Genomic DNA, 26,194 nt, shown 5'->3' with positions numbered 1-26,194 from the left:
GTCGGCGCCCCGCCGCCCCTGCTCGCAGCTCGACTTCGCCCGCCGATTCAGGTGCTCTGCGGCCCGGGGGGCGCCGGGGAAGGGTTGATCGCAGTTTCCTCACGATTCGATCTCGTCACTCTTTTCACACAAGTCACACGCGTACCGTCAGTCACGTAGGGCAGATACAAGTGCAGTAAGCGCCACGACGGCCGCGGCAGAACCCGCGAGTTGACGGGCAAAACACATTGAGGAGACTTCCGTGCCGAACCGACGTCGACGCAGGCTCTCGACAACCATGAGCGCAGTCGCCGCCCTGGCGGTCGCGAGTCCGTTCGCAGTTGTCGCTGTATCCGAGCTGGTCGCTCACAACAGCGCCCCTCAACACCACGACTTCGTCGCGGCCTCGTCCGTGGCCGACTTGCCCGGTGAGCTGATCACCGCCCTCTCGCAGGGCCTGTCCCAGTTCGGGGTGAACCTCCCGCCGGTGCCGGGCTTCACCAACGGCGCCGCCTCGACCGGGCTCTACCCGAGCGCGACCGGGACCTATCCCGGCCTGACGTCGCCGGGCCTGGGCACGCCGGGGCTCACCTCGCCGGGCCTGGGCACACCGGGGCTCACCGACCCGTCGCTGACCACCCCGTCGCTGTCGACGCCGCCGCTGGGTACGCCGGGAGTGTCGACCACCTCCGGCCTGACCACCCCCGGCCTGACCACGCCGCCGCTGTTGACCGATTCGTCGCTGACCAGCCCGGGCCTCACCAGCCCCGGATTGACCAGCCCAGGTCTCACCAGCCCCGGATTGACCAGCCCGGGCCTGACCACTCCGGACACCGGCCTGCTCGGGTCCGACGGTCTGCCGCTCACCTCGCCGGTGGGCCTGGACCCCGGCCTGGATGGCACGTACCCGATCCTCGGCGACCCGTCGCTGGGGATGCCGGAGCCCGCCAGCGGTGGGTTGGTCAGCGATCTGATGAGCGCGGCCAACCAGCTGGGCGCCGGTCAGGCCATCGACTTGATCAAGGGTGTGGTGATTCCCTCGATCGCGCAGGCAGCGCAGGGCGCTGGGCCGGCGGTTGCCGCCCCACCCCCGGCACCGTTGCCCTAACCGGACATACAGCGGAGCTGTTCCGCCCGACGGCACCGCAGAGTCAGCCCGCACCTGGCGGGCACCGGAAGACTCTGCGGTGCCGTTAACCCTTTGCGGGTGCCGGCCGACGCCCGTCGCGTGTCGCATCATCTACAACACGTGACACATACGTAACATCGGTACGTGCCAACCCGTCGTCGTCCTCCGCCGACGATCAAGCTGACCGCGACTCTCGCGACCGTGCTGATCCTGCCGTGGACACTGAACTCCGGGGCGGCTTCGAAGGTGCCGCGAGCTTCGGAGGCCGCCCCGAGCGCCGCCGCGACCAAGCTGAGCCAACAACCCCTGGACGAACTGGAGCCGGGCGTCACCGTCCGAGAGATCACCCAGGACGAACCGTTCACCATGGTGGCCCTCACCGGCGCGGACCTCAGCGGGACGTCGGCCCGCATCCGTGCCAAGCGCCCCGACGGGAGCTGGGGTCCCTGGTATGCGACCGCGCACGAGAGCAAACACGAGGCACCGGGGCCTCGCCGGCCCGACGCGCCCGCCCCCGGCCCGGAGGGCACCGAACCGGTGTTCGTCGGCCGAACCACCGCCGTGCAGATCGCGGTGACCCGGACCGCTCCGACCGCGCCCGGCCCCGGGTCGACGACCAAACCCCACGGCACCGGTCCGACCGCCCCGAGCGAGGCGGCCAAGGCACACCCGCCTGCGAAGAAATCCGCGCCGGCCGATCTCGGCTACGTGCCGGCCACCGCCGCGCAGCCGCTTGCCCAGAACATCTCCGCGGTGCTGATCACGCCCCCGAAGACCCCCGCCGACGCCCAGTGGCAACCGCCGCGGGCCGTACTGGCGCCGGGCCAGCCGCCGAACATCATTCCGCGCAGTCACTGGGGCGCCGGGGCCTATGGCCGGTGCGGCAAACCGGTGGAGAGCGGGCCGGTGCACGCGGCCGTCGTGCACCACACCGCAGGTTCCAACGACTACGCCCCCGAAGACTCCGCGGAGATCATCCGGGCGATCTACGCCTACCACACCCGCACCCTGGGCTGGTGCGACATCGGCTACAACGCACTGGTGGACAAGTACGGCCAGGTTTTCGAGGGCCGGGCCGGTGGCCTCAACCGCGGCATCATGGGCAGCCACGCAGGAGGGTTCAACAGCAACACCTGGGGGGTGACCATGATCGGCACCTTCGACGACGCACCTCCCCCGCCGATCCAACTCGAGTCCGTTGGCCGACTGCTGGGCTGGCGGCTGGGACTGGACCGCACCGACCCGCGCGGCATGGCCCAACTGACCTCCGCCGGTGGTTCTTTCACCAACGTTCCGCGGGGTGCATCCCTGACGTTGCCCTCGATCATCGGCCACCGCGACCTCGACGCCACCGAGTGTCCCGGCAACCAGGGATACATAGCGCTCAACGCGATCCGCGAGATCGCCGCCCGATTCAACGAGCCGCCCGGGCCGGAAGACCTCGCCCGGGTGATGGAGGGCGGCGCCATCCACACCCGCTGGCTGGAAATGGGCGGCGCGGAGGGCATGCTCGGCGCGCCCACCTCGCCGGAGGCGATCGGCGAGGGCTCCACCAAGTACGCCACGTTCGAACACGGCGCGGTGTACTGGTCGCCGGAGACCGGCGCACAGCCCATCACCGGGGCGATCTACGACGCCTGGGCGTCGCTGGGCTATGAGCGCGGCGTGCTCGGCCTACCGACCAGCGCCGAGATCCCCGAACCGGAGTGGGTGGGGCAGAATTTTCAGCACGGCACGCTGAACTACAACTGGGCCAGCGGAGCGGTGATCCGCGTCGTCGACGGTGTCGCCGAAGAGCTGCCACCACCGCCGCCGGAGGGACCGCCGGTGCAGCTTGAGCGGTTCTCTCGGGTGATCGATCCCTTCGCCGGCGAGTAGCCGTCGTTGACTCTGCGCGTACCAGGAAGAAGTTCGAGTGCGCTGCCTGGTGGACGCAGAGTCAGCGAAGGTAAATCCGTTCCAGCACCCGCGCCAGGCCGTCGTCGCTGTTGGGGGCGGTGATCTCGGCCGCGGCCGCCAGGACGTCGGGGTGGGCGTTGCCCATCGCCACACCATGGCCTGCACGAATCAGCATCGGCAGGTCGTTGGGCATGTCCCCGAACGCCACCACCTGCTCGACGTCGATCCCCAGCGGAGTGATCAGCTCCTCGAGCCCGCTGGCCTTGGTGATACCTGCCGGCACCACTTCGAGCAGTCCGTTGTTGGTGGAGTAGGTGATTTCGGCTGCCGTTCCGATGTGCGCCGCAAGCTGCGCCGCCATGTCGGCGCTGGATGCCCCCGCCTTGCGGACCAGCAGCTTGATCGCGGGCTGGGACAGTAGGTCCTCCAGGGACACCTCGGTGTTGTCGGGGTTCAGCCAGGCGTGCTCATAGCCGGGCGAGCTGACGAACTGCGGGGTTGCCGCGTCATGCGCGCGCTCGCCGATACGCTCCACCGCCAGGCCCGCTCCCGGCAGCGCACGGCCGACGACTTCGGCCAGCTTGACCAGGTTGTCGGCCGACAGCGTCCGCGCCGACACCACCCGGTCGGTGGCCGGGTCGTAGATCACCGCCCCGTTGGCGCACACCGCCATCGGCGCGAAACCGAGCGCATCGACCACCGGCGCGATCCACCGCGGCGGGCGGCCGGTCGCCAGCACGAAATGCGCGCCGGAGTCCACGGCAGCGTGCACCGCGGCCCGGGTCCGGGCGGTGATGGCTTCGTTGTTGTCGAGCAGGGTGCCGTCGACATCGCTGGCGATCAGCGCGGGGGGACCGTTGGGGTGCGTCATCGGCACGGCCTCGGCCACGGTGGGCGCACTGCCCTACTGCTCCGTGCCGGGAGGGTCGGCCCGATGGCCACCTGCACTCTTGCGTTTCCGTTCCGCCAGTTCCTGCTCTTCCAAAATCCTAGCCTCCTCCGGGGTGGGTGCTGCTCCGCCGAGTCGTCGGGGCACCCAGAATTCACCGGCCGGATGCGGGTAGGCCTGCTGCACCGCAGCCAGCATCGGCGCCATGCGCTGACTCAGCCGGGCGGTGAGCGTCGCGGCGTCCCCGGAGGGGGCCAGCGGCTCCCCCACCCGCACGGTGACCGGTACCTTGCTGGCCACCAGCCGCGCCCGCGGGTGATCCTTGGTCCAGAGCCGGTGAGCACCCCACACGATCAGCGGGATGATCGGCACCTGCGCCTCCAGGGCCATCCGGGCTGCCCCGGATTTGAACCTCTTGAGCTCGAAGCTGCGGCTGATGGTGGCCTCGGGGTACACGCCCACCAACTCCCCCGAGCGCAATGCGGCGACCGCGTGCCGGTAGGCGTCGGCGCCGTCCGACCGGTCCACCGGGATGGTGCGGGTGTGGCGGATCAGGTAGTTCACCACCGGCACCTGCTGCATCTCGGCCTTGATCATGAACCGCATCCGGCGGTCCCGGTAGTACGCCGCCAGCCCGGCCGGCAGGAAGTCCACGTAACCGGTGTGGTTGATCGCGACCACCGCGCCGCCCCGGGCCGGGATGTTTTCCAATCCGAGATAGTCGATCCGAGCGCCGGCGATCTTCACCGCGCTCAACGCCGTGAGCTCCAACGCTCGGAAGACGGGCTCCATGGCAGGCGTTAGTCGGCGGCGCCCGTCGGGCTCGGCGGCTGCTGGCGAGCGGCCCGCTGCTCGGCCTTGCGGGCGGCTTCGGCGGCGTCGAGTTCGAGGGCTTCGGCCGGGGTGGGGGCGCTGCCGCCCAGCCGGGCCGGCAACCAGAAGGCGCCGGCGGGGTGCTCGGGATAGGAGGCCTGGGCCTGCTCCAGCAGGTGTTGCATGCGGGTCTGCAGGAGGGCGCGCAGCTCTTCGACCGGCGGGGTCGGAGGGATCGGCTCGCCGATCATCACCGTGATGGGCACCTTGCTGCGACCGAGCCGCTTCGGGTGATCCTTGGTCCAGATCCGCTGGGCGCCCCACACGATGTGCGGGATGATCGGCACCTGCGCCTCGATCGCCATCCGCGCGGCGCCGCTCTTGAACTCCTTGAGCTCGAAACTGCGGCTGATCGTCGCCTCCGGGTAGACCCCCACCAGTTCGCCGGCCTTGAGGTACTCCACGGCGGTGGCATAGGACTCCGCCCCCTGGCTGCGATCCACCGCAATGTGGCGACAGCCGCGCATGATCGGGCCGCTGTACCGGTTGTCGAAGGTCTCTTTCTTGGCCATGAAGCGCACCCGCCGCCGCGGCTTGGCGTCATAGGAGGCCACCCCGGCAAAGAGGAAGTCGAGGTATCCGGTGTGGTTGATGGCGATCACCGCGCCACCGGTTGCAGGCAGGTGCTCTCTGCCGGTGACGGTGATTTTCAAGCCCTCATAACGCCACAACGTGTGCGCGGCGAACGCGACAGTCCCATACCAAGGCTCCACAGCACCAAAGCCTAGGCGATGGGACCGGCCGCGCCGCCGGTAAGCTCGGATGGGATCTCTTTGAGCGTCGGGAGAAGAATCACGTGCAGGTCACCAGCGTCGGGCACGCCGGCTTCCGGATCGAGACCGCTGCAGGCAGCATCTTGTGCGACCCCTGGGTGAATCCGGCCTACTTCGGCTCCTGGTTCCCCTTCCCGGACAACTCGTCGCTCGACTGGGACAGCCTCGGCGACTGCGACTACCTCTATATCTCGCATCTGCACCGCGATCACTTCGATCCGCGCCACCTGGCGGCCCACGTCAACAAGGACGCGGTGGTGCTGTTGCCCGATTACCCGGTGCCCGACCTGCGCCGGGAGCTCGAAGCTCTGGGTTTTCACCGCTTCTTCGAGACGGCCGATTCACAGCGGCACACGGTGCACGGCCCCAAGGGCGACCTCGACGTGATGATCATCGCGCTGCGGGCCCCCGCCGACGGCCCGATCGGCGACTCGGGGCTGGTGGTCTCCGACGGGGTGACCACCGTGTTCAACATGAACGATTCCCGCCCGATCGACCTGGACGTGCTCCAGGCCTTCGGCACCGTCGACGTGCACCTGCTGCAGTACTCCGGGGCGATCTGGTACCCGATGGTCTACGACATGCCGGCCCGGGCCAAGGAGGCGTTCGGCATCCAGAAGCGGCAGCGGCAGATGGACCGCGCCCGCCAGTACGTCGCCCATGTGGGAGCCACCTGGGTGGTGCCCTCGGCGGGTCCGCCGTGCTTCCTGGACCCCGAGCTGCGCTATCTCAACGACGACCACGGCGATCCGGCGAACATCTTTCCCGACGAGATGGTGTTCCTCGATCAGTTGCGACGCAACGGCCACGACGGCGGGTTGCTGATGATTCCCGGCAGTACCGCCAGCTTCACCGGTTCGCAGTTGGACTCGCTGACCCACCCGCTGCCGCAGGCAGACGTCGAGGCGATCTTCACCACCGGCAAGGCGGACTACATCGCCGACTACGCGCAGCGGATGGCGCCGGTGCTGGCCGCCGAGAAGGCCTCCTGGGCGCCGGCTGCCGGCCCGGCGATGCTCGAACCGCTACGAGACCTGTTCGAGCCGATCATGGCGCGCAGCAACGAGATCTGCGACGGCATCGGCTATCCGGTCGAACTGGTGCTCGACGGCCCCGGGCACACCGAGACGGTGGTGCTGGACTTCCCCAAACGGATGGTGCGCGAGCCGATTCCGGGTGAGAAGTTCCGGTACGGCTTCGGCATTCCACCCGAGCTGGTGCGCACCGTGCTGCGCGACGGCGAACCGGACTGGGTCAACACCATCTTCTTGTCCACGCGGTTCTCCGCATGGCGGGTCGGCGGCTACAACGAGTACCTCTACACGTTCTTCAAGTGCCTCACCGAGGACCGCATCGTCTACGCCGAAGGCTGGTTCGGTGAAAGCCATGACGACTCGGCGACCATCACCTTGGGCGACTGGCAGATTCAGCGCCGCTGCCCGCACATGAAGGCCGACCTGTCGAAGGTCGGCGTGGTGGAGGGCGACATCTTGACCTGCAATCAGCACGGCTGGGAGTGGGACCTCAAATCGGGGCGCTGCCTGACCGCCAAGGGCCACGAACTGCGCTGCGAGAAACTGTGAGCGGCGACTCCTACGACGACGGCCTGGTGGCGCTGGATCGACGGGCAATCACGTTGCGCCGCTACCACTTCCCTTCCGGCACCTCCAAGGTGATCCCGCTGTCGGCGATCCGTCGCTATCGCAGCGAGCCGCTGGGCACGTTCACCCACCGCTTCCGGATCTGGGGCAGTTCGGATCTGCGGCGCTGGCTGCCGCTGGACGTCCGGCGGCCGGTGCGGTCCACGCTGGTCACCCTGGATCTGCAGGGCGACCCGTGGCCCCGGCCGGCCTTCACCCCGGCCCACCCGGAGAAGTTCCTGGCGCTGCTCGACGAGCTGCTGGCCGACCGCTGACTCGCCCAACGTGCACTCAGACCGAATTCCGGTGGGATTTTTCGTGCTGGTTACACGCTCGGCGTCCTGGTCAGCGGTCTGCCAGCACCTGATGGGCGGCGTTATAGCCCGGTATGAAGGTGATCCCGGGACCGCCGTGACAGCCCGCGCTGCCCAGATACAGGCCCTGCACGGGTAACGGCTGTCCCAAGAACCCGGTGGGGCCGGGACGGTTCGGGCCGATCTGGTCGGGGTTGAGCAGGCCGTGGCAGTAATCGCCGCCGGGGGCACCGAACATGGTGCCCATGTGGCGCGGCGTGAAGGTGGTGTGCCGGGTGATGCTGCGCTCGAAATTCGGTGCCAGCCGGGTGATCTTGTCGATCACCCGTTGGCCCATCTCCACTTTCATCTGGCCGTAGTTCCCGTTGCCCTCGATGGGGAACCACAGGGCGAAGGCCGACGCGGCGTGCTTGCCGGGCGGCGCCAGTTCCGGGTCGTGCAGTGACGGGATCTGCAACACCACCGTCGGGTCGGCCGGAACGACGCCGCGACGGGCCTGCTCCCACTGCTTCTGCACCTCCTCGGGCGTGCAGAAGATGCCCAGCGACGCCTGCATCGCGGGCTCGTTGAGCATCTCGTAGGGAGCGGCGAACTCCGGCGCCTCGTCCAGGGCGAAATGCATCTGCAGATAACTGCCCCGGTGGTCGATTCCGGCGTAGCGGGCGCGGATGTCCTCAGGCACCGAAGCCGCGTCGAGCAGCCGGGTGACGGTGACGTCGGGGGCGACGGCCGATACCACCACCGGTGCGCTCACGGTGTCGCCGCCGTCGGTGCGCACGCCGCTGACCCGGGGTCCGGCTCGGTCGACCAGAATTTCGGCCACCACGGTGCGCAGCCGCAGCTGCCCGCCCAGTGCGGTGAACTCCTCGCAGAGGTGTCCGGTAAGTGCCCCGATCCCCCCGCGCAGCTTCTTCATCAGGACGGTGTTCTCGTCGGGCACCCCCAGGCCGAAGGCCAGGGCGGCGGCACTGCCGGGGGTGGCCGGTCCGCGGTAGAGGGTGTTGACCGCCAGCACCGTGAAGGAGCCGCGTAACGCCGCATGCTTCTCCCGGTCAGGCAGATACCGGTCCAGCACGTCGGTGACCGAGCCGAACAGCATGTCGTCGATGGCGGAGCGTTCGAATTCGTTTGTGGCGCAGGCATACATTTCGTCGAGCGACTTCGGCGGGCGGCCCGCCTCGAAACGGCCCAGCGCCCGGGTGGGGGCTTGGCTCCAGGCCAGCAGGCCGGCCATGCCGTTGACCGCCTCGGCGCCGTGCACCTCACTGAGGTGGGTGAACATCTTCATCGGATCGGCGTATTGGATCAGGGGCGCGTCACCGATGCCGCGCATGGCCACCGACATGACCTCGAGGTCGACGGTGTCCAGACCGTCCAGGCCCAGCTCCGCACTGACCGCGGCCGACGTCGGGAACTGCACCGAGCCCGCGATCTCGAACCGGTAGCCGTCGAACAACTCCACCGTCGACGCCATCCCCCCGGCATAGCGCCCGGCCTCCAGGCACAGCGTGCGCAGTCCGGCGCGCTGCAGGATGACCGCCGCGGCCAGGCCGTTATGCCCGGACCCTATGACGATCGCGTCGTAATCGGTCATCGATCCGCCTTCCCGCTTTCCGGGAACGCTGGCACGCGGGCCTAGTTTTGTCAATATTGCCGTAACTAGAGGTTGCGCAGCGAATTGAGGGCCTCGCGGCACATCCGGGCCAGCTCCGCCAGCGAGCGGTCCTGCCCGAGCATCCAGACCTCCATCGCGGCGAACACGGCCGCCGCGATGCAGCGCGCGGTCACCGCCACCGGCAGCGCATCGCCTGCTTGTTGCGCCGGTCCGGGCTGCGCCTCGCCGTCGCCGGTCCGCGCCGCGCCGCCGGGTGCGGTGGCCCGCAGCCGTTCGGCCACGGCGTCTGCGAAGTCGGTCTCCACCTGCCTCATGTGGCGCACGATGCGTTCCGGATCGAGCTCCTCGGCGCGCAGCGCGGCGATGCGCGTCACCGCTTCGACGTCGTAGGGAAACGCGAAAATCGCCGCCTGGACCGACTCGATCATCGGCTCACCCGGCGGGCGCGCGGCCAGGGCACTGCGAAACCACTGCAGCCCGGCGTCGTAGTCGGCGAACAGCAGGTCGTGCTTGGAGGTGAAGTGCCGATAAAACGTTCGCAGCGATACGCCGGCGTCGGCGGCGATCTGCTCAGCGGAGGTGTCCTCGACGCCCTGAGCCAGAAAGCGCACGAGTGCGGCCTGGCGCAACGCTTCGCGGGTGCGTTCGCTGCGCGCAGTCTGGGGCGCTCGGGGCATGCGGGTAAACGTACCGCAGCGCGCCAGGGCGACCGATGACGGCAATTTTGACAAAACTGAAGCCAGGCGGTGAGAGACTGCCCGCATGATCTCGCTCATCGTGCATGCGGTACTCGGCCTGGCGACCATCTGGTGGATCGTGTCTTCCAACCGGGCCGTTTTTGCGAAACCGTCTGGCGGCGCACTCTTCTCGCCGCTGGAGATGGTGTTCTACGCGGTCGGAATCGGTTCGATCGTGCTGGGCTGGTACTTCAACATCCGGTTCGTCAACGAATACGCGCACGGGCCCAACCACAATCCGATCTGGGGACCGGGCAGTTGGACGCACTACATCCAGCTGATGTACACCAATCCGGCGGCCGGCTCGGCAAGCCAGGACTACACGATCATCAATGTCGTCCTGCTGCCGCTGTTCACCATTGTCGACGGCTACCGCCGCGGGCTGCGCCAGCCGTGGCTCTACTTCGTGTCGAGCCTGTTCACCAGTTGCGCGTTCGCCTACGCCTTCTACTTCGCCACCATGGAGCGCCAGCGCCGGCACGTCAAGGCCGCGGCGTAGCCGCCGGCCACGCTTACCTCGCGCGATAGGCTGGCCGCGACGACGGGAGGAATGTCGTGGCCAAGCCGGTGGCGCCGCGCGGATCGGCGCGTGAGCGGGTGCTGCAGGCTGCGCTGGACCTGTTCGTCGAGCACAGCGTGGGCGGGACGTCCATGCAGATGATCGCCGACCGGCTGGGCGTGAGTAAGCCGGCCGTCTACTACCAATTCCGGTCCCGCGATGACATCGTCGTCGCACTGGTGGAGCCGATGTTCGATGACATCGTGCGGGTCATCAAGATCGCCCAGGCCATGCCCACCCAGCAGGGCAAGCGGGACGTGACGGTGAGCGGCGTCGTCGAACTCGCCGTACGCTATCGCCGGCTCACGTTCCTGTTCTATGACCGCGCCGTCGAGCATGCGGTGCGATCCCGCGAAGACTTCATGGCCGTCAGCGATGATGTGGCGGCCATCGTCCGCGGCCCCGAACCCGACGCGACGGCCCGCGTGATCACGACCGCGCTGATGGCGGGAACCTTCACCGCGGCAGCCGATCCGGAGCTTGCAGATATCGCCGACGAGGAACTGCATGAGATCCTGCTGACCATCGCACGGCGGGTTGTGGAGCCACTGACCTGAGGGGTCAGGTCCAACTCCACACCCCCATGTCCTGGGCGGGATACTGCTCGCAGACGTCGGTGGTCCGGGCCGCGACCCCGTGGTTGTTGAAGAACAGCTTGGACCAGTTCGGCCAGGCGAAGGCGAGCTTCTCGTAGTAGATATCGGTGGCCAGGTTCTCCGAATAGGCACGCCGGCCCGAGTAGTCCATGGAGTAGAACCAGTGGATCCGGTCCTGCACCGCCTGATGCAGCTGCGGGGACTTGTTGTTGTAGTCGATCATGTAGCGCTGGTAGTAGACCGGCGTGACATCGCGGGCGGCCGCCATGATCTGTTCGGCACTACAACTGGTGTGCAGCATCCGGTTGGGAATCGGAAAGTTCTCCGTCGCATCCGCCGACGCGGTCCCCGCCGCGGCCATACCGGTCAGCAGCCCCACCACCAGAGCCCAGCTCTTGCGGTTCATCGAAGACCTCCAGCCTGTTCCACCACGATCAGCTTGTCCGGGCAGTAAGTGCTCAGCGCCGCACCCAGGAATTGCCAGGTCTGCTGGGAGTCGGCGCCTTTGAGGTTCTTGCCGACGAAGGCGGCCGACTGGAACGCGTCGTGGTCGATGCCGTTGATCAGCCGCTTGCAGGTGAGCTTGCCGATCCAGGCGTTGTAGTCACGCGCCCCGTAGATCCCGTAACCGTGCAACCGGCCGGCGAAGTCGGTGTCGACGTCGGCGTGCGCGGGCACCGCGAGAAGAATTGCCGCCGGCACACCTGCCAGCGCCCATATGGCCGCCTTCATCACCAACCTCCCCGCTGCGCTGCGCCGCCGGACCCCACAAGCTCGTCACGCGGGCCGCGCTGCAACGGCGCAGGCCAGGGTGCGGGCTTGGGACGCAGCCTGGGCACCTGCGGCCACCAGAACCATTTGCCGAGCAGCGTCGCGATCGACGGCGTCATGAACGAGCGGATGATCAGGGTGTCCAGAAGCAGGCCCAGGCCGATCGTGGTACCGACCTGACCGATCACGCGCAGTTCGCTGATCGCCATCGTCATCATGGTGAAGGCGAAAACCAGTCCCGCGGCGGTCACCACCGACCCGCTGCCGCCCATCGCCCGGATCATGCCGGTGTGCAGGCCGGCGTGGATCTCCTCCCGCAAGCGGGAGACCAGCAGCAGGTTGTAGTCGGCCCCCACCGCCAACAGGATGATCACCGCCATCGCCATCACCATCCAGTGCACCTGCAGACCGATGATGTTCTGCCAGAGCAACACCGACAGCCCGAAGGCACTGCCGAGTGACACCACCACGGTGCCCACGATCACCAGCGCGGCCACCACGGCGCGAGTGATCACCAGCATGATGATGAAGATCAGGCACAACGCCGCGACGCCGGCGATCATCAGGTCGTAGTTGGAGCCCTCCTGCATGTCTTTGAACATCGCGGCAGTACCACCGACGTAGATCTTCGAGCCCTCCCACGGGGTGGTCTTGATGGCTTCCTTGGCGGCGAGCTTGATCGCGTCGATGTGCTTGATGCCTTCTGCGCTCAGTGGATCACCCTCGTGGTTGACGATGAACCGCACGGCACGCCCGTCTGGAGACACGAAACTCTTCATGCCGCGCTGGAACTCGGCGTTGTCGAAGATCTCCGGCGGCAGATAGAACGAGTCGTCGTTGCGGGCCTTGTCAAAGGCCTCCCCCATTGCGGCGGGATCCCCTTGGGCCTCCTGCGCCTGCTTGGCCAGTCCGCTCTGGGTGGCGTAAGTGGTCAGCATCATGGCCTTGGTGTTCTTCATCATCTGGATCATCGGCGGCATCAGCGTGAGCATCTGCGGCAGTTGCGCGGCCATTGCATCCATGTCCGGAACGATCTGCTGGAAACTGTCCGTCATGGTGTCCACGCCGTCCATCGCATCAAAGACCGATCGCAGCGCGTGGCAGATAGGAATGTCGAAACAGTGTGGCTCCCAGTAGAAATAGCTGCGCATCGGCCGGAAGAAGTCGTCGAAATCGGCGATCTTGTCGCGCAGTTCTTCGATCTCGTCGACCATCAGGTGCATCTTGCCCACCATGCGTCCCATGGTGGCGTTCATCTCCTCCATGAGCTCGATCATCTTGGTCATGGTGTCGATGTTGACCTGCATCTCCTCTGCTTGAGCCAACATCTCCGTTGTGCGGTCATCGTTGAACTTGCGGGTCATGTCCTGGCCGACGGCCTGCATGCCGAGTATGTAGCCGAAGGTGGAGTGCTCCATCGGAATGCCCTGCGGCCGGGTGATGGACATGACCCGGGACACGCCCTCCACCCCCGTGACCCGTTTGGCGATTCGCTCGATCACCAGAAAGTCTGCGGAGTTTCGTATGTCGTGGTCTGTTTCGATCATGAGCATCTCGGGGTTCATCCGCGCTGAGGGGAAATGCCGGTCCGAGGCCAGGAACCCCTGGTTGGCGGGGAGATCCGCGGGCATGTAGGCGCGGTCGTTGTAGCCGGGCTTGTATCCGGGCAGGGCGAGGATGCCGACCAGGGCTGCTGCGGTGGCGGCGATCAGAATCGGTCCGGGCCAACGGCTTACGGCCGCGCCGATCTTCCGCCAGCCGCGGCCTCGATTGGCCCGCTTGGGTTCCAGCAGGGTGCCGAACCGGCCGGCCACCGCGATGACGGCGGACCCCATCGTCAACGAGGTGATGACGACGATGGTCATGCCGATCCCGAGCGGAATCCCCAATGACTGGAAGTAGGGCAATCGGGTGAAGTGCAGGCACAGCGTGGCACCCGCGATCGTCATGCCCGACCCGAGCACCACATGGGCGGTGCTGCGAAACATGGTGTAGTACGCCTGCTCCCGGTCCTCACCAGCACTGCGCGCTTCCTGATATCGGCCGATCAGGAAAATCGCGTAGTCGGTGGCTGCCGCGATGGCCAGTGTCACCAACAGGCTGGTGGCGAAGGGCGAGAGCCCGATCAGACCGTGATAGCCCAGGAACGCCACGATGCCCCGAGCCGATGCCAGCCCGGTCACCACCATCGCCAGCGCCAGCAGCACCGTGGTGATCGAACGGTAGACCGTCAGCATCATGGTGATGATGACCACGAAGGTCAGCGACTCGATGACGTGCATGCTGCGGGTGCCGGCTTTGTCCTGATCGGCGGCCAGCGCCGCGCCGCCGGTCACATACGCCTTCACTCCCTGTGGTGCGGTAACGCTGTCGACCGCCTCGTTGACCGCTTTGACCGATTCGTTGGCCAGCGCCTCGCCCTGGTTACCCGCGGTGTAGATCTGCACGTACGCGGCTTTGCCGTCCGGGCTCTGGGCTCCAGCGGCGGTCAGACGATCGCCCCAGAAGTCCTGGACGTGCTCGACGTGGGTGGTGTCGGCCTTGAGTTTGTCGATGATCTGGTCGTAGTAGTGGTGGGCATCAGCGCCCAGCGGCTCCTCGCCCTCGAGGACCAGCATGACCGAGCTGTTGGAGGTGAACTCCTTGAAAACCTCGCCCTGGCGTTTGACCGCGATCATCGACGGCGCGTCGTCCGGCGTCATCTGGATCGCGGCCATTTCGGCGACCTTCTCCAGCTGGGGAACGGTCACGTTCGCCAGGACGATGATCCCGATCCAGCCCAGCATGATCGGAACGGCCAGCCGCCGAATCCATTTGGCAATCCGGCCGGGCTTGGCGTGGCCGGCGGCAACCGCGGAGATGGCCGCGGTCGGGGCGTCAAGGGGGAGGTTTTCCGTGGCGCTGCTCATGCGGATTTCACCAAGCAGAAGGTCAGGGCGCTGGCGCCGGTGGCAATTCTCTCGTCTTTGAGCTCGTTGTCGATGCTGATGCGGCAGCCCAGGGTGGAGCCTTTGCCCTGCGCGTAGAGGTTGGGAGAGATCGCGGACAAGGTGGTGCTCAAGGTCACCGACCAGGGCAGTGTCGCGGCGTCGACGCGTTGGGGTCTGCTGTCGAGGTCGAGGTAGCTGATGTCGGCGGTCGCGCCGGGTTCACCGAAGACCTCGTAGGTTACGACCTTCGGGTTGTACGGCTTGGTGTCGTTGACCTTGGTGCTGATGAGGTTGGAATTCTCGCCGCCGAAGTAGGTGCGCAACCGCAGCACCGTCAGCGTGCCGAGCACCACCACCACCACGATCAGCAGTGGCATCCACGCCCGCTTCAGGCCCTTCATCGATCAGACCGCGCCGTGCCGCTGGCTTTGCTGACCACCAGGACGTGGTCGTCGGCCCCGATCTCCGGCGCATCGACCACATCGGCGGTGACGCCCGGGGCCACCTGGCTCGCGCCCGGAGTGGCCGGTTCGGGCCGGGAAAGCCTGTGCACCTGCGGGTTCAACATCAGTGGCACCCCTTCTGCCCGGATCTGCGGTTAAGCGTGACGGATAGCTAAGTTATACGGTTGGTAAAGTAGAATCAAGCGATCAGTCAGTAAAACTGTGCGGTGTGGCTCACTCCGTGAGCGGTCGACCGCAACAGGGAGGCATGCAAGTGGCGAAGACGATCACGCCGCGGGGTTTCGCGCGGGAGCGCGTGTTGGCGGCCGCGCAAGAACTGTTCAGCGAGCACGGTGTGAGCGGCACGTCGCTACAGATGATCGCCGAGCGACTGGGCGTCAACAAGTCGGCGGTGTATTACCAGTTCCACTGCAAAGAGGACATCGTGGTCGCGGTGTTCCGTCCGGTGTTCGAGGACATCGCGCGGGTGGTCAGTATCGCCGAGGCGATCGGATCGCGCGACATTCAGCGTGAGGCCACCATCAGCGGCATCATCGAACTGGCCGTGAGGCACCGCCGCACCACCACCCTGGTCCACACCGACCCCGCCGTTGTGGGGATCGTCGAGGCCATCGGGGACTTCCGAGACGCCTCGCGCCGGTTGCAGGCCATCCTTGCAGGGCCACAGCCCGACTCGGCCACCCTCATCGCGATCGCCGTTCTGGTGCCCGGAATCCTAGGCGCAGCAGCCGATCCCACAATTTCAGACATTCCCAACGAGGACCTGCACCGAATGCTGCTGGACTGCTCACGCCGGCTCTTCGCCCCTGAGGCCGACACGGATCAGGAAGCCGGCGGCTCCAGCACGTCCACCCCGACGTAGGGCACCAGCGCCTGCGGGACCCGCACGCTGCCGTCGGGCTGCTGGTGGTTCTCCAGAATCGCCACCAGCCACCGGGTGGTGGCCAGCGTGCCGTTGAGCGTGGCGGCGGTCTGCGGCTTGCCGTTCTCGTCGCGGTAGCGGGTTGCCAGCCTGCGGGCCTGGAAGGTGGTGCAGTTCGAGGTGGACGTCAGCTCCCGGTAGGTGCCCTGCGACGGCACCCACGCCTCACAGTCGAACTTGCGGGCGGCCGAGGAGCCCAGATCGCCTGCGGCCACATCGATCACCCGGTAAGGCACTTCGATGCGGGCCAGCATCTCGCGCTGCCAGCCGAGCAGCCGTTCATGCTCGGCTTCGGCGTCTTCGGGACGGCAGTAGACGAAGCCCTCCACCTTGTCGAACTGGTGCACCCGAATGATCCCCCGGGTGTCCTTGCCGTAACTGCCGGCTTCCCGCCGGAAACACGACGACCACCCGGCGTAGCGCAACGGCCCGCCGGACAGATCCAGGATCTCGTCGGAGTGATAGCCGGCCAGCGGCACCTCGGAGGTGCCCACCAGATAGAGGTCGTCGGCCTCCAGCCGATACACCTCGTCGGCGTGGGCACCCAGGAAGCCGGTGCCCGACATGACCTCCGGGCGGACCAGCGACGGAGTGATCATCGGGGTGAAGCCGTTGTCGACCGCCACGCGCACGGCCAGCTGCAACAGGCCCAGCTGAAGCAGGGCGCCGCGGCCGGTGAGGAAGTAGAAGCGCGAGCCGGAGACCTTGGCCCCGCGCCCCATGTCGATCAGGCCCAGCGCCTCGCCCAGCTCCAGGTGGTCGCGCGGGTGCTCGATGGCCGGCGGCTCGCCGACGGTGTCGAGCACCGCGAAGTCGTCCTCACCGCCCGGGGGCACGCCGTCGATCACGACGTTGGCGATCGCCATGTGCGCGGCGGTGAGGGCCGCTTCGGCTTCGCTTTGGGCTGCTTCGGCCGCCTTGACCTGCTCAGCGAGTTCCTTGGCCCGGGCCAGCAGGGCGGGGCGTTCCTCGGCGGACGCGGCCCCCACGGAGCGGCTGGCCGTCTTCTGTTCGGCACGCAACGCATCGGCCGACGCGATGGCGGCGCGTCGTGCGGAGTCGGCGGCCAGCAGGGCGTCCACCAGGGCCGGGTCCTCGCCGCGAGCCACCTGAGAGCGGCGGACACGGTCGGGGTCTTCACGCAGCAGCTTCAGGTCGATCACGGCAAAACCCTACAACCACAGCTGGTGGCATCACTTTCGCATCATTTGTCACGCCGCTGCGGCTGCCTGTCAGAATGGACGCGATGTCACAGGCAGTCGACCAGGAGAGTCCCCCCGCCAAGCGGGGGCCTTGGCGACGCGTGCTTCCGGCCGCCGCGACCCGGCGCGCCCTGCTGTTGACCGCCCTGGGCGGGCTGCTGATCGCCGGTTTCGTCACCGTTGTCCCGGTGTTGGGCGAGGGCAGCGGCGGGCTGCTGGGCCGTCTGACTGCGCAGCCGACCCCCGGAACGGGCGGCAAGGGGACCGGCCCCGCCCTGGGCCTGGGCACGGTCAAGGGCAACGAGGCGATCGATCGCGCAGTTGCCGGCGACTGCCTGAACTGGCCGGAGGACGACCTGGACGCGGCGACGATCGTCAGCTGCGCCGAGGAGCACAAGTTCGAGGTCGCCGGTCCCGTGGACATGAAGATGTTCCCGGGCTCGGAGTACGGCCCGGAAGCACCACCGCCGTCGATGGCCCGCATCGAGCAGATCACCCAGGAACAATGCGAGTCCTCGGTGCGCCGGTACCTGGGCGTCAAGTTCGACCCGCACAGCAAGTTCGTCGCCAGCATGCTGTGGGCCGGCGAGCGGGCCTGGCGGCAGCACGGTGAACGGCGCATGCTGTGCGGCCTGCAGCTGCCCGGCGTGGGTGGGCGGCAGACCGCGTTCGTCGGCAAGGTGGCCGACATCAACCAGTCGAAGGTGTGGCCGCCGGGCACCTGCCTGGGTATCGATCCGGCCACCAACCAGCCCAACGACGTCCCCGTCGACTGCGCGGCGCCGCATACCAAGGAGGTCACCGGCACGGTCAACCTGGCCGAACGGTTCCCCGACGCCCTGCCGTCCGAGCCCGAGCAGGATGCGTTCATCAAAGAGGCCTGCACCCGGCTCACCGATGCCTACCTGGACCCGGTCCAGCTGCGCGACACGACGCTGACCCTGACTTATGCCACCGTCTCGCTGCCCAGCTGGGCGGCGGGCAGCCGTGAGGTGGCCTGCAGCCTCGGGGCCACGTTGGGCAACGGGGGCTGGGCCGCGCTGATCAACAGTGCCCGCGGCCCGCTGCTGATCAACGGTCAGCCGCCGGTCCCGCCGCCGTCGATCCCCGCGGAGCGACTGAACCAACTGCCCGCGGGTAGCCAGCCGCGGTGAGTGTGCAGATGGACCCGCGCCGGTTCGACGATCTGGTCGCCGACGCGCTGGACCTGATCCCGGCGCCACTGGCCAAGGCCTTCGACAACGTCGTGATCCTGGTGGAGGACCGCAATCCCGAGGAGCCCGACCTGCTGGGGCTCTACGAGGGGATCGCGCTGACCGAGCGGGATTCGAGCTACGCCGGCTCGCTGCCCGACACCATCACCATCTACCGCGACGCGCTGTTGGAGATGTGCGAATCCGAACAGGAGGTCGTCGACGAAGTCCGGATCACGGTGATCCACGAGATCGCCCATCACTTCGGCATCGACGACGACCGGCTGCACCAGCTCGGCTGGAGCTGACGCCGCTCGGCGCGCCGGTTCGGTGTTGTCGGCGCCCAGTGCTAAGAACGATCCATGGATGACCACTGCCGAGACTGCCGGGCAGGGCTGGAGCACTGCCACGGCTCACTCATCCACCATCTGCACCAGGCGGCGGAGTGCACCGAGGACGGGTGCCCGGGTGAGGTGCTGCCCCACGCGTTCGCCCTGGACTGCGAGGCGGTCGGATGCCGCTGCGCGCAGGTGTACGCGCTGGCGGTCTAACCCATCGGATCGGTGTCGGACCGCAACGCGTCGCCCACCGGGTCCGCGCCGGGCTCGGGGTAGAACGGCGGCGTGAGCGATCCCCACTGCACGCAGCTCCAGCGGCCGTCGGTGATCGGTGCCAGCACCACGGCGGTGGCGTTGACCAGGTGATGATCCAGGGCGAAGGAACCGTCCACACCCGCGAGCGTGGCCGCGGCCAGCCGGATCGCCGCGCCGTGGCTGACCACCACGATGTCGCCGGTCCAGTCGTCATCGTCGAGGTAGCGCCTGCGCAGGTCGGTCACCACCGGGAGGTAGCGGTCGAGCAACTGCTCGGCCGACTCGCCACCGGGCAACGCGATGTCCGGCTCACCGGAGTGCCAGCGCTGGTAGATCGCGTTGAACTCAGCGATCGCCTCGTCGTCACTGCGGTTCTCCAGGGCACCGGCCTGAACCTCGTGGATGCCTTCGACGACGCGGGCCGTCACGCCCAGCCGGCCGCTGATCTCCGCGGCGGTCTGCACCGCCCGGGTCGCCACCGAATGGGCCACCAGCATCGGGCGGTGCACACCTTGAGCCGCGAACCCCCTGGCCTGGTCACGGCCCAGCGGAGTGAGCTCCGAACCGGGCGGGCGGGTGTCGAGGCGGCGGTCCACGTTGCCATAGGACTGGCCGTGCCGTAACAGCACCAATCGCCCGCTCATGCCCGCGCCCCGCATCGATTCGCCGATCCGACAGGCCACGATCCCAGGTAGCGGACCTCGGCGCAGCTCTGGCGCAGCGCCTGCAGGGCCTGCGCGACGGCCGCGTCCTCGATGTGGCCCACGCAGTCCAGGAAGAACAGGTAGGTGCCCAGCTCGGTGCGCGTCGGCCGGGACTCGATTCGGGTCAGGTCGATTCCGCGGCTTCCGAACTCTGTCAGGGCGGCCGCCAAAGCTCCGGGCGCGTTCTCCAGGCGCAGCACCACCGACGTCCGGTCGGCGCCGGTGCGCGGCGGAGGCGCCGCCGGGACGCCCACCAACACGAAGCGCGTGCGGGCGTTGGGTTCGTCGATGACGCCCTGGGCCAGGGCGGCCAACCCGCGCTGCTCGGCGGCCAGCGCGGTACTCACCCCGGCGTCCGCCTCGCCCTCACAGACCTGTTGCGCGGCCGCCGCATTGGAATTGGCCGGCACCACCTGGGCCAGCGGAAGATGCTCGGCCAGCCAGTGCCGAACCTGCGCGGCGGCCACCGGGTGAGCGGCCACCGTGCGGATATCACCGGTCTTGCGTCCGGGCGCGACAACGATGGAAAACGCTACGCCCAAGGCTGTTTCGGCGAAGATCTGCAACGGCGGCCCGGAAGCGAGCCCATCGAGGGTGGGTGTCACGCCGCCCTCGATCGAGTTCTCGATCGGCACGCACGCATAGTCGGCGAGTCCGGTACGCACCGCGTCGAGGGCAGCCGGGGTGCTCTCGACCGGCAGGGGAACAGGGTCGGCGCCGGGAACCCTTCCGGCGCCGGTCAACGCGAGCAGCGCCGCTTCGGTGAAGGTCCCCGCCGGGCCGAGATAGCTGATGCGGGTCACCGGACAACCCTATCGGCCACAGCACGCCAACGCCGTCAACGTGCGGGTGCACTTGGCACCGGCTTCGCTTTTCCGGTTGCGGCCACCCGGGTCATTAATTAAGTTAGGCTTACCTCACTTGAAAGGGGATCGATGCGCACCACCGCCGTAGCAACCGTCCCGACCTCCGCCGAGCGGATTCGCAGCGCCTGCATCCGAGGTCAAGCACTCCTGGCGATCGCCGATCGCGCCGACACCGCGCCCGTCACGGCGCCGGTCTGCCACCTGATGAGCGACGGGAACGTGGTGGTCGCCGTTCCGGTCGGGGACCCCGTCACCGACGCGGCCGCCGGCTCCGGCGTACCGGCGATGCTCGAACTGACCGACCATGCACCGTTGCGGCTACGCGAGCGGGTCCGCGCCCTGGCCTGGATCCGGGGCCTGCTGCGCCCGGTGCCCAGCCACGAGATTCCCGCGGTGCTCGACCGGATCGCCGCGGTCGCCCCGGATCCGGCGCTGCTGCAGGTGGTCTCGCCGCGTTCGGCAGGCCAGTTCCGCGACACGAGCGGACCGGACGGTCACGATTCGGAGATCACCTACACCCTGTTGCGGCTGAGCCCGGAGTCGGCCGTGCTGGCCGACTCCACGGGCGCCGAGGCGGTCGACGTACGCGACCTGCTGGCCGCCCGCCCGGACCCGTTCTGCGCAATCGAGGCGCACTGGCTGCAGCACCTGGACTCGGCGCACCCGGAGATGGTCGCGCGGCTCGCCGCCGCCAAACTCCCGCCACAGCTGCGACGCGGACAGGTGCGCCCGCTGGCCGTCGACCGCTATGGCATATGGCTGCGGGTGGAGGCCCACGACGAAGACCGCGACGTCCGGCTGGCCTTCCCGCGGCCGGTCGCCGATGTGTCGAGCCTGAACCGCGCGGTGCGCGCGCTGCTGGGCTGCCCGTTTCTCAACGGGCTTCCCCCCCGCCGCCCACCGCGGTAGCGGCTACCGTGGCGAGGTGACCGAGCCGGCGACCCCGCGACGCGCCCTGCGCCTGGAAATCGTCCTCGTCCTGGCGGTCACCTACGGACTGAGCGCCCTGACCGCAGTTCTGCAGCTCGCTGACGCGGTGCTGCGAGACCTCAGCGCGCAGCGGATCCCGCTGAACCCGCGCCGGTCCTATTTCGACTGGGTCGACCTGGGCCTCAACGCCGCGTGGGCACTGCAACTGATCGCCTGGGGAGCGCTGGCACTGTACATGCTGTGGCGAAGCGGATTCGGGCCGGGCCGCATCGGGCTGAACGGATGGCCGCGCCGCGTCGACCTGGCCGGCGGGCTCGGGCTGGCCGCCCTGATCGGTCTGCCCGGGCTGGGGCTGTACCTGCTGGCACGAACTCTGGGCCTCAATGCAGACGTCGTCCCCGCGGCACTCAACGACACGTGGTGGCGCGCCCCGATGCTGACCGTGATCGCGTTCGCCAACGGGTTCGCCGAGGAAGTGATCGTCGTCGGTTACCTGCTGACCCGGTTACGCCAGCTGCGGGTCTCGCCATGGGTGGCCGTGACCTGCTCGGCCCTGCTGCGGGGCACCTACCACCTCTACCAGGGCTTCGGGGCCGGACTGGGCAACATCGCCATGGGGCTGGTGTTCGGCTACACCTGGCAACGCAGCGGCCGGCTGTGGCCGCTGATCCTCGCCCACGGCCTGATCGACACCGTGGCGTTCGTCGGGTATGCGCTGTTCGCCGGGAAGCTGGGCTGGCTGCGCTGATGGCCCACGGTACGTAGATTAGGCAGGTGAACGGCGATCGCAGGCAGGGCGGGCCCTGGCACTCCGCACCGCCGCGCCGGGAGCCGCCGCCGCTGCTGTATCGCGACGCCGCCCCCCGCCCGGGCTCGCCGGGACAGCCGGCAGCGGGCCGCCAACCCGCGGCGCCTGGGCGCGTGCCGCGCCCGGCCACGCCGCCGCCCCGGCCGGCGGCGCGACCTGCGGGCGCGCGAACTCCGGCCGCACGCCCGCACACCGCGCGCCGGCGCCGATCCTGGCCGCGCCGCCTGGCGGTGCTCGCGCTGCTGGTGGTACTGCTCGGGGCGGCGGCCGTGCTGAGCGCCGCGGCGTGGCTCGACACCACGCTGCAGCGGACCGTGGCGTTCTCCGCCTATGACGACCGCCCGGCACCGGGCCGCGGGACGACCTGGCTGCTCGCGGGCTCGGACAGCCGTGCCGATCTGAGCCTGCGCGAGCAGCAGGACCTCAGTACCGGTGGCGACATCGGCGACGGACGGACCGACACGTTGCTGGTCGTCCATCTGCCCAGCCCGGGGTCGGGCTCCCCGGCCACCGTGGTGTCGCTGCCCCGTGACTCCTACGTCACGATTCCGGGCTACGGCCAGGACAAGATCAACGCCGCATATCCCCTCGGCGGCGCTCCGCTGCTGACCCGGACGGTGGAGCAAGCCACTGGGATGCGACTGGACCACTATCTCGAGATCGGTTTCGGCGGCTTCGCCGCGCTCGTCGACGCACTCGGCGGCGTCACGATGTGCACACCGGAACCGATCGACGACGCGCTGGCCGGCCTCGAGCTGCCCGCCGGTTGCCAGACCCTTGACGGCGCGGCTGCCTTGGGGTTTGTGCGGAGCCGGGCCACCCCGCGCGCCGACCTGGACCGGATGGACCACCAGCGGCTGTTTCTTTCGGCGCTGTCGGCCCGCCTCGCCGATCCGGCCGTGTGGCTCGATCCACTGCGCTGGTACACCGTGCCCCGCGCCGCCGCACACGCGGTCCGCCTCGACGACGGTTCGGGCGTCATGGACCTGACGGCCCTGGGCTGGGCGCTGCGCGGCACCGCCGTCACCCTCACCGTGCCGATCGGGGCGTTCGTCCAGACCGCCGCCGGGGACGCGGTCGTCTGGGACCGCGCCGAGGCCGCGATGCTATTCGATGCATTACGCCGGGATATGCCGCCTTCGGCGGGGCCGGAGAATTAAGCACTACCTAATTCTTCGGAAGCATTATGCAACCCTATCTTTACTTAGGGAAAGCTGACCTGAGTAAGCCTCGCCTTCGGTGCGCACCCCACTTGACCAGGGGTAGCATCGCGATCATGATCGAGACCGACCTTCACACGACGAAATTCCACGCGCTGCTTCAAGAGCAGATCTACCACGAATTCACCGCGGCGCAGCAATACGTTGCGGTCGCGGTATATTTCGACGGCGAGGATTTGCCACAATTGGCGAAGTTCTTTTACGCCCAGGCCGTCGAGGAACGTAACCACGCGATGATGCTGGTGCAGTACCTGCTCGACCGCGACATCCGTGTCGAGATTCCCGGCGTCGACGCGGTGCGTAACAACTTCGATGGCCCGCGGGATGCGCTGGCGCTGACGCTCGAGCAGGAGCGCAGTGTCACCGAGCAGATCAGCCGGCTCACCAGCGCCGCCCGCGATGAGGGTGATCACCTCGGCGAGCAGTTCATGCAGTGGTTCCTGCGCGAGCAGGTCGAAGAGGTGGCCCTGATGACCCGCTTACTCCGGGTCGCCGACCGCGCCGGGCACAACCTGTTCGAGCTGGAGAACTTCATCGCCCGCGAGATCACCGTGAGCCAGGAGGCCGGCGCGCCGCGTATCGCCGGCGCCTGATCCCCGCGCTGATCCGTCAGCCCGCCCGCAACCGCGCCTTGGTTCGGGCGGGCTGATTGGTCGCGATCCAGGCGACGCCGACGTCGCGACAGAAGTCGACGTCCTCTGCGCGGTCCACGGTCCAGCAGTACAGCGCGCGGCCCCGCGCGGCGGCCTGATCCACCAGCTCGGGGTGTTCCCGCAGCGTCTCGATCGAGGGACCGATCGCCGTCGCTCCCACCGTCGTCGCCGCCCCGCCGCCCAAATACCGGGCACCGGACCCGAGCAGCACGGTCGGCAGCAGGGGCGCGGCGCGACGAATCCGCCACACCGCCGCCGCCGAGAACGACATGACCACCGCCCGCGACCGCGAGGCCGATGCCGGCGCGGCGAGCCCAAAACGCTGCAGCAGCGCGAGCACCTCACGCTCGACCATCGAGCCGTACCGCACCGGATGCTTGGTTTCGATGAAGATCTTCACCGGCCGGTGCCAGTCCAGAACCAGCGCCACCAGCGCGTCGAGCGTGAGCAGGCCGGTATCGCCGTTGACAGGCTCGGACGAACCGGCTTGCCCGCCGGGGTGCCAAGCGCCGAAATCGAGGCTCTGCAGCTGCGACAGCGTCATCTCGCTGACCACGCCGGCACCGCTGGAGGTCCGGTCCACCCGCCGATCGTGCACACAGACCAGGTGGCCGTCACTGGTCAGCCGCACATCGCACTCGACGCCGTCCGCGCCCTCCCGCAACGCCAAGTCGTAGGCGGCCAGCGTGTGTTCCGGCCGATCGGCAGAGGCACCCCGGTGCGCGACCACGAACGGGTGCTCCGAGACGACATCGGCGGCCGGGGTCATGGGCCTATGCTGCCGGTTCCCGCCCGTCGGGCTCAAGAGCCGGCCCCGGAGCCGGAGTTTTCTGCGCTGGTTGCGGCGCCGCCCGCCGCCCCGCTGCGAGCTCGGGGGCGGCCCCGTCTCCCACCACCACCCAATGGTGCGAGGGCCGGCCGATGGAGCGCCGCTCGAATCCCTCGACCACACGGGCGGCGGTCACCACCGCCGCCAGACCGAGCAGATAGGCGAGCACCGTGGCCACGATGTTGTTGGCAATGCCCTGGGCGCCGTCGGCCCAGCTGGTGGCCGTGGCGAAGATCGCGACGGCGGTGCTGGCCGCCCACACGGCCCACCACACCACAATGGGCTTGCGCAGTCGGGCCAGCCGGCCTTCCCGCTCGGCCAATTCCAGAACGAACACCGGAGCCCAGGCCAGGTTGACCACCGGCACCAGGCATCCGGCCCACAGCGCCCAGGCGGGGCGCGTCTCCGGCCGATGCAGCCGAGCGAAGGTCGCCGATCGGCGGGCCAGCAGCCAGCGGGTCAGCACCACGGCGCAGCCGACCACCGCCGCGATCGCGGCGAGCCCGGCCAACCGTCCCAGCCACACCGCCCCGCCGGCGAGCAGGGGATTGAGCAGCCTGGTGCGATTGACGATCATCAAGACATAGATCAGCGCGTGAACCAGGGCCGCCACACCCAGAGCGGCAACGGCTGCGCCGAGCGCCCGCTCCAGCGAACGTGCCGTGGGCGCCGGCCGCTCTCCCGAGTGCCCCTGTGCCGCAGCGCGAACCGGCGCGCCCATCAGCGTCCAGCGCGGCATCACCTCATAACGCGGCGTGGGTCCGAGGGGGCGGCGCTGCGCAGGCAGCGGAGGCGGCGGGCCGGGCCGCACCGCGATCCAGCGGTACCGCAGCCCCGGCTTCGGTGCCCCCGGCGCGGGCGCGGCGGGCGGTGCGGGTGGCCCCGGCGGGGTCCACTGCAACTGGGCTTCCTGCTCGGGTGTCAGCGGCGCCCACAGGGCGCCGTTGCAGCGCGGGCACCAGGCCCGTTGACGGTCGCGCACGTTCCACCGCGTGTTGCAGCGGGAACACACCTGGATCACCGCACCAGCCTAATGGGTGCCAACGTGTCAGTCCGGGTTTGCCCGACCACCGGCCTGCTCGGCACCCGGTCAGCTACCTCTGGCT

General features: G+C 68.5%; 28 protein-coding genes and 1 pseudogene. 14 read left to right on the top strand and 15 right to left on the bottom strand.

What is annotated here, in order from left to right:
* Positions 1-241: 241 nt before the first annotated feature.
* Complete coding sequence (locus AWC02_RS04330; RefSeq protein ID WP_085127563.1) at positions 242-1,087, top strand: hypothetical protein; 846 nt, start codon at positions 242-244, stop codon at positions 1,085-1,087.
* A gap of 165 nt (positions 1,088-1,252) precedes the next feature.
* The gene (locus tag AWC02_RS04325) at positions 1,253-2,986 is read left to right on the top strand and encodes an N-acetylmuramoyl-L-alanine amidase (protein WP_085127561.1); all 1,734 of its coding nucleotides are present in this window, start codon (positions 1,253-1,255) and stop codon (positions 2,984-2,986) included.
* A gap of 61 nt (positions 2,987-3,047) precedes the next feature.
* Here the strand turns inward: AWC02_RS04325 and AWC02_RS04320 are convergent, their stop codons facing one another.
* From AWC02_RS04320 to AWC02_RS04310, 3 genes are read right to left on the bottom strand one after another with little or no spacing between them, the layout of a single operon-like run.
* A complete protein-coding gene (locus AWC02_RS04320; protein WP_085127587.1) occupies positions 3,048-3,878 on the bottom strand; it encodes a Cof-type HAD-IIB family hydrolase in 831 nt (276 codons plus the stop codon).
* Positions 3,879-3,911: 33 nt separating this feature from the next.
* Complete coding sequence (locus AWC02_RS04315) at positions 3,912-4,688, bottom strand: lysophospholipid acyltransferase family protein (protein ID WP_085127559.1); 777 nt, start codon at positions 4,686-4,688, stop codon at positions 3,912-3,914.
* Positions 4,689-4,696: 8 nt separating this feature from the next.
* The gene (locus tag AWC02_RS04310; RefSeq protein WP_085127557.1) at positions 4,697-5,482 is read right to left on the bottom strand and encodes a lysophospholipid acyltransferase family protein; all 786 of its coding nucleotides are present in this window, start codon (positions 5,480-5,482) and stop codon (positions 4,697-4,699) included.
* Between the two features lie 83 nt (positions 5,483-5,565).
* Between AWC02_RS04310 and AWC02_RS04305 the strand changes: the two genes are divergently transcribed.
* Complete coding sequence (locus tag AWC02_RS04305) at positions 5,566-7,125, top strand: MBL fold metallo-hydrolase (RefSeq protein ID WP_085127555.1); 1,560 nt, start codon at positions 5,566-5,568, stop codon at positions 7,123-7,125.
* Entirely contained in the window at positions 7,122-7,457 is a 336-nt protein-coding gene (locus tag AWC02_RS04300) for a hypothetical protein (RefSeq protein ID WP_419179199.1), read from the top strand. Before AWC02_RS04305 ends, AWC02_RS04300 begins: the two co-directional genes overlap by 4 nt.
* A 70-nt stretch (positions 7,458-7,527) precedes the next feature.
* Here the strand turns inward: AWC02_RS04300 and AWC02_RS04295 are convergent, their stop codons facing one another.
* Both AWC02_RS04295 and AWC02_RS04290 read right to left on the bottom strand, forming a co-directional pair.
* Positions 7,528-9,090 carry a phytoene desaturase family protein gene (locus AWC02_RS04295; protein ID WP_085127553.1) on the bottom strand — a complete coding sequence of 521 codons (1,563 nt, stop codon included), beginning with the start codon at positions 9,088-9,090 and terminating at the stop codon, positions 7,528-7,530.
* A 65-nt stretch (positions 9,091-9,155) separates the two neighbouring features.
* Entirely contained in the window at positions 9,156-9,788 is a 633-nt protein-coding gene (locus tag AWC02_RS04290; RefSeq protein WP_085127551.1) for a TetR/AcrR family transcriptional regulator, read from the bottom strand.
* Positions 9,789-9,873: 85 nt separating this feature from the next.
* Here AWC02_RS04290 and AWC02_RS04285 point away from each other — a divergent pair, with 85 nt between their 5' ends.
* Both AWC02_RS04285 and AWC02_RS04280 read left to right on the top strand, forming a co-directional pair.
* Positions 9,874-10,347, top strand: coding sequence for a DUF2834 domain-containing protein (locus AWC02_RS04285; RefSeq protein ID WP_085127549.1), 474 nt, complete (start codon positions 9,874-9,876; stop codon positions 10,345-10,347).
* Between the two features lie 56 nt (positions 10,348-10,403).
* Complete coding sequence (locus tag AWC02_RS04280) at positions 10,404-10,964, top strand: TetR/AcrR family transcriptional regulator (RefSeq protein ID WP_085127547.1); 561 nt, start codon at positions 10,404-10,406, stop codon at positions 10,962-10,964.
* A 4-nt stretch (positions 10,965-10,968) separates the two neighbouring features.
* Here the strand turns inward: AWC02_RS04280 and AWC02_RS04275 are convergent, their stop codons facing one another.
* Genes AWC02_RS04275 through AWC02_RS21825 form a run of 5 tightly spaced genes read right to left on the bottom strand, consistent with a single transcriptional unit; the run spans position 10,969 to position 15,272 of the window.
* Entirely contained in the window at positions 10,969-11,409 is a 441-nt protein-coding gene (locus tag AWC02_RS04275; RefSeq protein WP_085127545.1) for a DUF5078 domain-containing protein, read from the bottom strand.
* Complete coding sequence (locus tag AWC02_RS04270) at positions 11,406-11,735, bottom strand: DUF732 domain-containing protein (RefSeq protein WP_085127543.1); 330 nt, start codon at positions 11,733-11,735, stop codon at positions 11,406-11,408. The genes AWC02_RS04275 and AWC02_RS04270 overlap by 4 nt, the downstream gene beginning before the upstream one ends.
* Positions 11,735-14,683 carry an MMPL/RND family transporter gene (locus tag AWC02_RS04265; protein WP_085127541.1) on the bottom strand — a complete coding sequence of 983 codons (2,949 nt, stop codon included), beginning with the start codon at positions 14,681-14,683 and terminating at the stop codon, positions 11,735-11,737. Before AWC02_RS04265 ends, AWC02_RS04270 begins: the two co-directional genes overlap by 1 nt.
* Positions 14,680-15,105, bottom strand: a complete 426-nt coding sequence (locus AWC02_RS04260; RefSeq protein ID WP_085127539.1) for an MmpS family transport accessory protein — start codon at positions 15,103-15,105, stop codon at positions 14,680-14,682. The genes AWC02_RS04265 and AWC02_RS04260 overlap by 4 nt, the downstream gene beginning before the upstream one ends.
* Positions 15,102-15,272 carry a hypothetical protein gene (locus AWC02_RS21825; RefSeq protein ID WP_165757838.1) on the bottom strand — a complete coding sequence of 57 codons (171 nt, stop codon included), beginning with the start codon at positions 15,270-15,272 and terminating at the stop codon, positions 15,102-15,104. Before AWC02_RS21825 ends, AWC02_RS04260 begins: the two co-directional genes overlap by 4 nt.
* Positions 15,273-15,421: 149 nt before the next feature.
* Here AWC02_RS21825 and AWC02_RS04255 point away from each other — a divergent pair, with 149 nt between their 5' ends.
* A complete protein-coding gene (locus AWC02_RS04255; RefSeq protein WP_085127585.1) occupies positions 15,422-16,030 on the top strand; it encodes a TetR/AcrR family transcriptional regulator in 609 nt (202 codons plus the stop codon).
* On the opposite strand, the gene serS is transcribed toward AWC02_RS04255, so the two are convergent.
* Complete coding sequence (gene serS / locus AWC02_RS04250; protein ID WP_085127537.1) at positions 15,991-17,253, bottom strand: serine--tRNA ligase; 1,263 nt, start codon at positions 17,251-17,253, stop codon at positions 15,991-15,993. The two genes, AWC02_RS04255 and serS, sit on opposite strands and share 40 nt — an antisense overlap.
* A 74-nt stretch (positions 17,254-17,327) precedes the next feature.
* Between serS and AWC02_RS04245 the strand changes: the two are divergent.
* From AWC02_RS04245 to AWC02_RS04235, 3 genes and pseudogenes are all read left to right on the top strand, one after another.
* Positions 17,328-18,425, top strand: a pseudogene (locus tag AWC02_RS04245) (septum formation family protein); the annotation flags it as partial.
* A 17-nt stretch (positions 18,426-18,442) separates the two neighbouring features.
* On the top strand, positions 18,443-18,793 hold the full coding sequence (locus tag AWC02_RS04240; RefSeq protein ID WP_085127534.1) for a metallopeptidase family protein: 351 nt from the start codon (positions 18,443-18,445) through the stop codon (positions 18,791-18,793).
* A 54-nt stretch (positions 18,794-18,847) separates the two neighbouring features.
* Positions 18,848-19,036 (top strand): hypothetical protein, encoded by a 189-nt coding sequence (locus tag AWC02_RS04235; protein ID WP_085127532.1) that lies wholly within the window; start codon positions 18,848-18,850, stop codon positions 19,034-19,036.
* Here AWC02_RS04235 and AWC02_RS04230 read toward each other — a convergent pair.
* The gene (locus AWC02_RS04230; RefSeq protein WP_085127584.1) at positions 19,033-19,722 is read right to left on the bottom strand and encodes a histidine phosphatase family protein; all 690 of its coding nucleotides are present in this window, start codon (positions 19,720-19,722) and stop codon (positions 19,033-19,035) included. The two genes, AWC02_RS04235 and AWC02_RS04230, sit on opposite strands and share 4 nt — an antisense overlap.
* Positions 19,719-20,585, bottom strand: coding sequence for a prephenate dehydratase (gene pheA / locus AWC02_RS04225; RefSeq protein ID WP_085127530.1), 867 nt, complete (start codon positions 20,583-20,585; stop codon positions 19,719-19,721). The genes AWC02_RS04230 and pheA overlap by 4 nt, the downstream gene beginning before the upstream one ends.
* A 132-nt stretch (positions 20,586-20,717) precedes the next feature.
* Between pheA and AWC02_RS04220 the strand changes: the two genes are divergently transcribed.
* From AWC02_RS04220 to AWC02_RS04205, 4 genes are all read left to right on the top strand, one after another.
* Positions 20,718-21,557, top strand: a complete 840-nt coding sequence (locus AWC02_RS04220; protein ID WP_085127528.1) for a DUF2470 domain-containing protein — start codon at positions 20,718-20,720, stop codon at positions 21,555-21,557.
* Positions 21,558-21,573: 16 nt separating this feature from the next.
* Positions 21,574-22,326: a CPBP family intramembrane glutamic endopeptidase gene (locus tag AWC02_RS04215; protein ID WP_085127526.1), complete on the top strand. Its 753-nt coding sequence runs from the start codon at positions 21,574-21,576 to the stop codon at positions 22,324-22,326.
* Positions 22,327-22,352: 26 nt separating this feature from the next.
* Positions 22,353-23,546 carry an LCP family protein gene (locus AWC02_RS04210; protein ID WP_085127524.1) on the top strand — a complete coding sequence of 398 codons (1,194 nt, stop codon included), beginning with the start codon at positions 22,353-22,355 and terminating at the stop codon, positions 23,544-23,546.
* A gap of 116 nt (positions 23,547-23,662) precedes the next feature.
* Positions 23,663-24,199 (top strand): ferritin, encoded by a 537-nt coding sequence (locus tag AWC02_RS04205; protein ID WP_085127522.1) that lies wholly within the window; start codon positions 23,663-23,665, stop codon positions 24,197-24,199.
* 16 nt (positions 24,200-24,215) lie between these two features.
* Here AWC02_RS04205 and AWC02_RS04200 read toward each other — a convergent pair whose 3' ends face one another.
* Positions 24,216-25,028: a glycerophosphodiester phosphodiesterase gene (locus tag AWC02_RS04200; RefSeq protein ID WP_085127520.1), complete on the bottom strand. Its 813-nt coding sequence runs from the start codon at positions 25,026-25,028 to the stop codon at positions 24,216-24,218.
* Between the two features lie 4 nt (positions 25,029-25,032).
* Positions 25,033-26,109 carry a DUF4328 domain-containing protein gene (locus tag AWC02_RS04195; RefSeq protein ID WP_085127518.1) on the bottom strand — a complete coding sequence of 359 codons (1,077 nt, stop codon included), beginning with the start codon at positions 26,107-26,109 and terminating at the stop codon, positions 25,033-25,035.
* Positions 26,110-26,194 lie beyond the last annotated feature (85 nt).

Source organism: Mycolicibacter engbaekii (assembly GCF_002101585.1).
Lineage (GTDB): Bacteria > Actinomycetota > Actinomycetes > Mycobacteriales > Mycobacteriaceae > Mycobacterium > Mycobacterium engbaekii.
The sequence above is the reverse complement of the archived record's forward strand: the minus strand, read 5'-3'. Positions and strand labels throughout refer to the sequence as shown.

Coding starts and splice junctions, on each gene's coding strand:
- AWC02_RS04290 (WP_085127551.1), bottom strand. CDS start 9,788: ATGCCCCGAGCGCCCCAGACTGCGCGCAGCGAACGCACCCGCGAAGCG.
- AWC02_RS04315 (WP_085127559.1), bottom strand. CDS start 4,688: ATGGAGCCCGTCTTCCGAGCGTTGGAGCTCACGGCGTTGAGCGCGGTG.
- AWC02_RS04205 (WP_085127522.1), top strand. CDS start 23,663: ATGATCGAGACCGACCTTCACACGACGAAATTCCACGCGCTGCTTCAA.
- AWC02_RS04260 (WP_085127539.1), bottom strand. CDS start 15,105: ATGAAGGGCCTGAAGCGGGCGTGGATGCCACTGCTGATCGTGGTGGTG.
- AWC02_RS04230 (WP_085127584.1), bottom strand. CDS start 19,722: ATGAGCGGGCGATTGGTGCTGTTACGGCACGGCCAGTCCTATGGCAAC.
- AWC02_RS04295 (WP_085127553.1), bottom strand. CDS start 9,090: ATGACCGATTACGACGCGATCGTCATAGGGTCCGGGCATAACGGCCTG.
- AWC02_RS21825 (WP_165757838.1), bottom strand. CDS start 15,272: ATGTTGAACCCGCAGGTGCACAGGCTTTCCCGGCCCGAACCGGCCACT.
- AWC02_RS04270 (WP_085127543.1), bottom strand. CDS start 11,735: ATGAAGGCGGCCATATGGGCGCTGGCAGGTGTGCCGGCGGCAATTCTT.
- AWC02_RS04265 (WP_085127541.1), bottom strand. CDS start 14,683: ATGAGCAGCGCCACGGAAAACCTCCCCCTTGACGCCCCGACCGCGGCC.
- AWC02_RS04275 (WP_085127545.1), bottom strand. CDS start 11,409: ATGAACCGCAAGAGCTGGGCTCTGGTGGTGGGGCTGCTGACCGGTATG.
- AWC02_RS04320 (WP_085127587.1), bottom strand. CDS start 3,878: ATGACGCACCCCAACGGTCCCCCCGCGCTGATCGCCAGCGATGTCGAC.
- AWC02_RS04200 (WP_085127520.1), bottom strand. CDS start 25,028: ATGACCCCGGCCGCCGATGTCGTCTCGGAGCACCCGTTCGTGGTCGCG.
- AWC02_RS04285 (WP_085127549.1), top strand. CDS start 9,874: ATGATCTCGCTCATCGTGCATGCGGTACTCGGCCTGGCGACCATCTGG.
- AWC02_RS04235 (WP_085127532.1), top strand. CDS start 18,848: ATGGATGACCACTGCCGAGACTGCCGGGCAGGGCTGGAGCACTGCCAC.
- AWC02_RS04220 (WP_085127528.1), top strand. CDS start 20,718: ATGCGCACCACCGCCGTAGCAACCGTCCCGACCTCCGCCGAGCGGATT.